At 75.7% G+C, this 6,099-nt stretch carries 5 protein-coding genes; 4 read left to right on the forward strand and 1 reads right to left on the reverse strand.

Annotated elements, in window-relative coordinates; genetic code table 11:
* The 4 genes from hutU to hutI form a co-directional block, all read left to right on the forward strand.
* The coding region (gene hutU / locus AOK18_RS21315; RefSeq protein ID WP_240503267.1) for a urocanate hydratase at positions 1-1,779 on the forward strand (1,779 nt) is incomplete at its 5' end.
* A 32-nt stretch (positions 1,780-1,811) separates the two neighbouring features.
* A complete protein-coding gene (locus AOK18_RS21320; RefSeq protein WP_079105124.1) occupies positions 1,812-3,029 on the forward strand; it encodes an allantoate amidohydrolase in 1,218 nt (405 codons plus the stop codon).
* 107 nt (positions 3,030-3,136) lie between these two features.
* Positions 3,137-4,474 (forward strand): formimidoylglutamate deiminase, encoded by a 1,338-nt coding sequence (locus tag AOK18_RS21325; protein WP_055573226.1) that lies wholly within the window; start codon positions 3,137-3,139, stop codon positions 4,472-4,474.
* Between the two features lie 29 nt (positions 4,475-4,503).
* A complete protein-coding gene (hutI, locus tag AOK18_RS21330; protein ID WP_055695398.1) occupies positions 4,504-5,673 on the forward strand; it encodes an imidazolonepropionase in 1,170 nt (389 codons plus the stop codon).
* A 9-nt stretch (positions 5,674-5,682) separates the two neighbouring features.
* On the opposite strand, the gene AOK18_RS21335 is transcribed toward hutI, so the two are convergent.
* Positions 5,683-6,099 (reverse strand): RICIN domain-containing protein (locus AOK18_RS21335; RefSeq protein ID WP_167738721.1); only part of this gene is annotated, 417 nt, incomplete at its 5' end.

The raw sequence follows: 6,099 nt of genomic DNA on the forward strand, positions 1-6,099 counted from the left end.
GCCGGTGCCGCGCCCTCCCGCGGCCCCGTCCGCGCCCCGCGCGGCACCGGCCTGAGCACCCTGGGCTGGCCCCAGGAGGCGGCCCTGCGCATGCTGCAGAACAACCTCGACCCCGAGGTCGCCGAACACCCCGAACGGCTCGTCGTCTACGGGGGGACCGGCAAGGCGGCCCGCGACTGGCGCTCCTTCGACGCCATGGTCCGCACCCTCCGGACCCTCAAGCAGGACGAGACGATGCTCGTCCAGTCCGGCCGCCCCGTCGGCGTCATGCGGACCCACGAATGGGCCCCGCGGGTCCTCATCGCCAACTCCCACCTCGTCGGCGACTGGGCCAACTGGGAGGAGTTCCGCCGCCTGGAGGCCCTCGGCCTGACCATGTACGGGCAGATGACCGCCGGCTCCTGGATCTACATCGGCACCCAGGGCATCCTCCAGGGCACCTACGAGACGTTCGCCGCCGTCGCCGCGAAGAGGTTCGGCGGCACCCTCGCCGGGACCATCACCCTGACCGCGGGACTCGGCGGCATGGGCGGCGCCCAGCCGCTCGCCGTCACCATGAACGACGGCGTCGCGCTCTGCGTCGACTGCGACCCGCGCGCCATCGACCGCCGCATCGGGCACCGCTACCTGGACGTGCGGGCCGACTCCCTGGACCACGCCCTGCGCCTGGCCACCGAGGCCCGGGACGCCCGCCGCCCGCTGTCGATCGGCGTCCTCGGCAACGCCGCCGACGTGGTCCCGCGGCTGCTGGCCATGGGCGCCCCCGTCGACATCGTCACCGACCAGACCTCCGCCCACGACCCGCTGGCCTACCTGCCCACCGGGATCGCCTTCGAGGACATGGCCGACGCCGCCGCGAAGGACCCGGCCGGCTTCACCGACCGCGCCCGGCAGTCCATGGCCCGGCACGTTGAGGCCATGGTCGGCTTCATGGACGCCGGGGCCGAGGTCTTCGACTACGGCAACTCCCTGCGCGGTGAGGCACAACTCGCCGGATACGACCGGGCCTTCGCCTTCCCCGGCTTCGTCCCCGCCTACATCCGCCCGCTGTTCTGCGAGGGCAGGGGCCCCTTCCGCTGGGCCGCCCTGTCCGGCGACCCCGCCGACATCGCGAAGACCGACCGGGCCGTCCTCGACCTCTTCCCCGAGGCCGAGTCCCCGCAGAACGCGTCCCTCGCCCGCTGGATGCGCCTGGCCGGGGAACGGGTCCGCTTCCAGGGCCTGCCCGCGCGCATCTGCTGGCTCGGATACGGCGAACGGGACAGGGCCGGCGAGCGGTTCAACGACATGGTCGCCTCCGGGGAACTCTCGGCCCCCGTCGTCATCGGCCGCGACCACCTCGACTGCGGCTCCGTCGCCTCCCCGTACCGCGAGACCGAGGGCATGCTCGACGGGTCCGACGCGATCGCCGACTGGCCGCTGCTCAACGCCATGGTGAACGTGGCGTCCGGGGCCTCCTGGGTGTCCGTCCACCACGGCGGCGGCGTCGGCATGGGCCGCTCCCTGCACGCGGGCCAGGTGACGGTCGCCGACGGCACCCGGCTCGCCGGCGAGAAGATCCGGCGGGTCCTGACCAACGACCCCGCAACGGGTGTCATCCGCCACGTGGACGCCGGCTACGACCTCGCGGAATCGGTCGCGTCGGAGCGGGGCGTACGGGTGCCGATGCGCGAGGGGACCGAGGGCGGCGGAGGGACCGGGACGCGCGAGGGGTCCGAGGGACGTGAGGGCCCCGGGAGGCGGCACAGCCCCGAGCGGCACGAGGGTGAGGGCGCGTGACCGGGCCCTGCGCACCCCCCACGTTCCAGGAGATGTGGCGCGACCTGCTCCCCCTCGGCCGCCACCCCGGCTCCGGCGGCTACCGGCGCTACGCCTGGACCGGCGCCGACGCCGAGTGCCGGGCCTGGTTCGCCGCGCAGGCCGCACTGCGCGGCCTGCGGCTCGACGTGGACCGCAACGGGAACCAGTGGGCCTGGCTCGGCGACCCCGCCGACGGGGACGCCGTCGTCACCGGGTCCCATCTGGACTCCGTGCCGGACGGCGGGGCGTTCGACGGCCCCCTCGGCGTGGTCTCCGCCTTCGCCGCCCTCGACGAACTGCGCCGCAGGGGAACGCCGCTCGGCCGGCCCCTGGGCGTCGTCAACTTCGGTGACGAGGAGGGCGCCCGCTTCGGACTCGCCTGCGTCGGCTCGCGGCTCACCGCCGGACAGCTCACCCGCGACCGGGCGCACCGCCTCACCGACGGCGACGGGATCACCCTGCCCCGGGCGATGGAGGCCGCCGGACACGACCCCGACGCCATCGGCGCCGACCCCGAACGGCTCGCCCGCATCGGCGCCTTCGTCGAACTGCACGTCGAACAGGGCCGTGCCCTCGACCTGTCCGGCGACCGGGTCGGCATCGCCAGTGCCATCTGGCCGCACGGCCGCTGGCGGTTCGACTTCCGCGGCGAGGCCAACCACGCCGGCACCACCCGTCTCGCCGACCGCCGCGACCCCATGCTGCCCTACGCCGAGACCGTCCTCGCCGCCCGCCGCGAGGCCGAACTCGCCGGCGCCGTCGCCACCTTCGGCAAGATCGCCGTCGAGCCGAACGGCGTCAACGCCATCCCCTCCCTGGTGCGCGGCTGGCTCGACTCCCGTGCCGCCGACCGGGCGAGCCTGGACACCGTGGTCGCCGAGGTGGAGAAGGCGGCCCGCGACCACGCCGCCGCCCACGGCGTGGACCTGGACGTGGTCCTCGAATCCCGCACGCCCGTCGTCGACTTCGACCACGCCCTGCGCGACGAACTCGCCCGCATCCTGAGCCGGGACGGGGGCCGCGGCACGGCGCCGGACCGGATCCCCGTCCTCGGCACCGGCGCCGGACACGACGCCGGGATCCTCTCCGCCGGCGTCCCGACCGCCATGCTGTTCGTGCGCAACCCCACGGGCGTCTCGCACTCCCCGGCCGAGTACGCGGCCGAGGACGACTGCCTGGCCGGGGTGGCCGCACTCGCCGACGTGCTGGAAGGGCTGGTGGACAGGTGACACGGGACAGCGGCACCGCGGCGGGCGCGACGACCCCCCGGACCACCACGGCCACCACGCCCGCGGCGCCCCCCGGGGCCACCGCGCCCGCCGGGCGGACGTTCTGGCTGGAGCACGCCTGGCTCGGCGACCGGGTCGAGCCGGGCGTGGCCGTGACCGTCGGCGGCCGGGGCGGCAAAGGCGGCGACGGCCGCATCAGCGCCGTCACCACGGACGTCCCCGCCCCGCCCCCCGGGGCGGAGATCCTGCGCGGGCTGACCCTCCCCGGGCTGGCCAACGCCCACTCGCACGCCTTCCACCGCGCCCTGCGCGGCACCGTCCAGGTCGGTGCCGGCACCTTCTGGACCTGGCGCGAGGTGATGTACGCGGTCGCCGACCGGCTGACCCCCGAGACCTACCACCGGCTGGCCCGCGCCGTGTACGCGGAGATGGCCCTCGCCGGCATCACCGCCGTCGGTGAGTTCCACTACCTGCACCACGCCCCCGGCGGCACCCCGTACGCCGAACCCAACGCCATGGGGGAGGCCCTCGTCGCGGCCGCCGCCGAGGCCGGCATCCGCATCACCCTCCTCGACGCTGCCTACCTGTCCGCCGGCTTCGGCGAGCCGCCCACCGCCCACCAGCGCCGCTTCTCCGACGGCACCGCCGAGGCCTGGGCCGAACGCTGTTCGGATCTCAGGGAACGGGATCACGCACGGATCGGCGCCGCCATCCACTCCGTACGGGCCGTGCCCGCCCGGGAACTGGAGACCGTGGCACGCTGGGCACAGGAGCGGCGGGCCCCGCTGCACGTGCACCTGTCGGAGCAGACCGCCGAGAACGAGGCCTGCCGGGAGGCGCACGGCCGGACCCCGGCCCGGCTGCTCGCCGACCACGGCGTGCTCGGGCCGCGCACCACCGGCATCCACAACACGCACCTCACCGCCCAGGACATCGCGCTCGTCGGCGGCAGCGGCACCGGCACCTGCATGTGCCCCACCACGGAACGCGACCTGGCCGACGGCATCGGCCCCGCGGCCGCCCTCCAGCGCGGGGGCTCGCCGCTGTCCCTCGGCTCGGACAGCCACGCCGTCGTCGACCTGCTGGAGGAGGCGCGCGCCCTGGAGCTGAACGAGCGCCTGCGCACCCGCACCCGCGGCCACTGGACGGCGAACGCCCTGCTGCGGGCGGCCACCGCCGGCGGTCACGCCGCCCTCGGCTGGGACCGGGCGGGCACCATCGAACCCGGGGCCCTCGCCGACCTGACCACCCTCACCCTGGAGTCGGTCCGGACGGCGGGGCCACCGCCCCGGCTCGGCGCCGAGACCGCCGTGTTCGCCGCGACGGCGGCCGACGTACGGCACACGGTCGTGGCGGGGCGGCACGTCGTACGCGACGGGGCGCACACCCTCGTGCCCGACGTGCCGCACGCCCTCGCGCAGGCCGTCCGGGCACTGCGCGGCTGACCACCGCCCCCGCCACCCACGAGGACGCCATGAGCAGCACCGCCATCACCGGCATCGCCACGCTGGTCACCAACGACCCCTCCCTCGGAGGGTCCCCCCTCGGCCGGATCCGGGACGCGGCCGTCGTCATCGACGGCGACCGCGTCGTGTGGACCGGTGCATCGGGCAAGGCGCCCGCCACCGACCACCGGGTCGACGCCGCGGGCCGCACGGTGGTCCCGGGCTTCGTCGACTCGCACTCCCACCTGGTCTTCGCGGGCGACCGCACCGACGAGTTCAACGCCCGGATGTCCGGCCGCCCCTACGGCGCGGGAGGCATCCGCACCACCGTCGCCGCCACCCGGGCCGCGAGCGACGCGGAACTCGAGGCGAACCTGACCCGTCTCCTCACCGAGGCGCTGCGCCAGGGCACCACCACCATGGAGACCAAGTCCGGCTACGGCCTGACCCCCGAGGACGAGGCCCGCGCCCTGCGGCTGGCCGCCCGCCACACCGACGAGGTCACCTACCTCGGCGCCCACGTCGTCGCCCCCGAGTACGCCGACGACCCGGCCGGCTACGTGGACCTGGTCACCGGACGGATGCTGGACGCCTGCGCACCGCACGCCCGCTGGATCGACGTCTTCTGCGAACGGGGGGCCTTCGACGGCGACCAGGCGCGCGCCGTCCTCACCGCGGGCCGGGCCCGGGGCCTGCACCCGCGCGTCCACGCCAACCAGCTCACCCACGGCCCCGGCGTGCGGCTCGCCGTCGAACTCGACGCGGCCAGCGCGGACCACTGCACCCACCTCACCGACGCGGACGTCGACGCCCTGGCCGGCGGCCGCACGGTCGCGACCCTGCTGCCGGGCGCCGAGTTCTCCACCCGGGCCCCCTGGCCCGACGCCCGCAGGCTGCTCGACGCGGGCGTCACCGTGGCGCTGTCCACGGACTGCAACCCGGGATCGTCCTTCACGTCCTCGGTGCCGTTCTGCATCGCGCTCGCCGTGCGGGACATGGGCATGACCCCCGACGAGGCCCTCTGGTCGGCCACCGCGGGCGGCGCGGCGGCCCTGCGCCGCACCGACGTCGGCCGGCTCGTCCCCGGGGCCCGCGCCGACCTCGTCCTCCTCGACGCCCCGAGCCACGTCCACCTGGCCTACCGTCCGGGCGTCCCCCTGGTCACGGGTGTGTGGCGGCGCGGTGTCCGGGTGCTCTGAGCGGCGGGATCAGGTCCCGCCCCGCCACCTCTGATCCGTCCGCCCCGCCTCCCTGCCCAGGGACACCGCGCCGCTCCCGGCCGCCGTCACCGCGTGATCCGGCGCGACGGCCGGGCGGATCACTCCGCGGGCGTCGACGGCGAAGCGCAGGTTCTGCCCGTTGCGCCCGTCCAGCGAGTCGCACTCCCAGATGCCGACGCCCCGGTCCACCGCGCCACGGCTGTCCAGGCAGTAGTCGGAGTCGGCGTAGGAGCGCAGGACACCGCGCTCCGCGTCGACCCGCCACCGCTGGGAACGGGAGGAGTCGCAGGCCGCCGTGACCACGTCCGTGCGGTTCTCCAGGTCGCCGTCGATGTCCAGGCACAGTCCCGACGCCAGGTTCACCACCTGTGCGTACGCGCCGCCCGGCGGCGGGTACGCACAGGT

The sequence above is a fragment of the Streptomyces prasinopilosus genome (genome assembly GCF_001419695.1).
Classification (GTDB): Bacteria; Actinomycetota; Actinomycetes; order Streptomycetales; family Streptomycetaceae; genus Streptomyces; species Streptomyces prasinopilosus.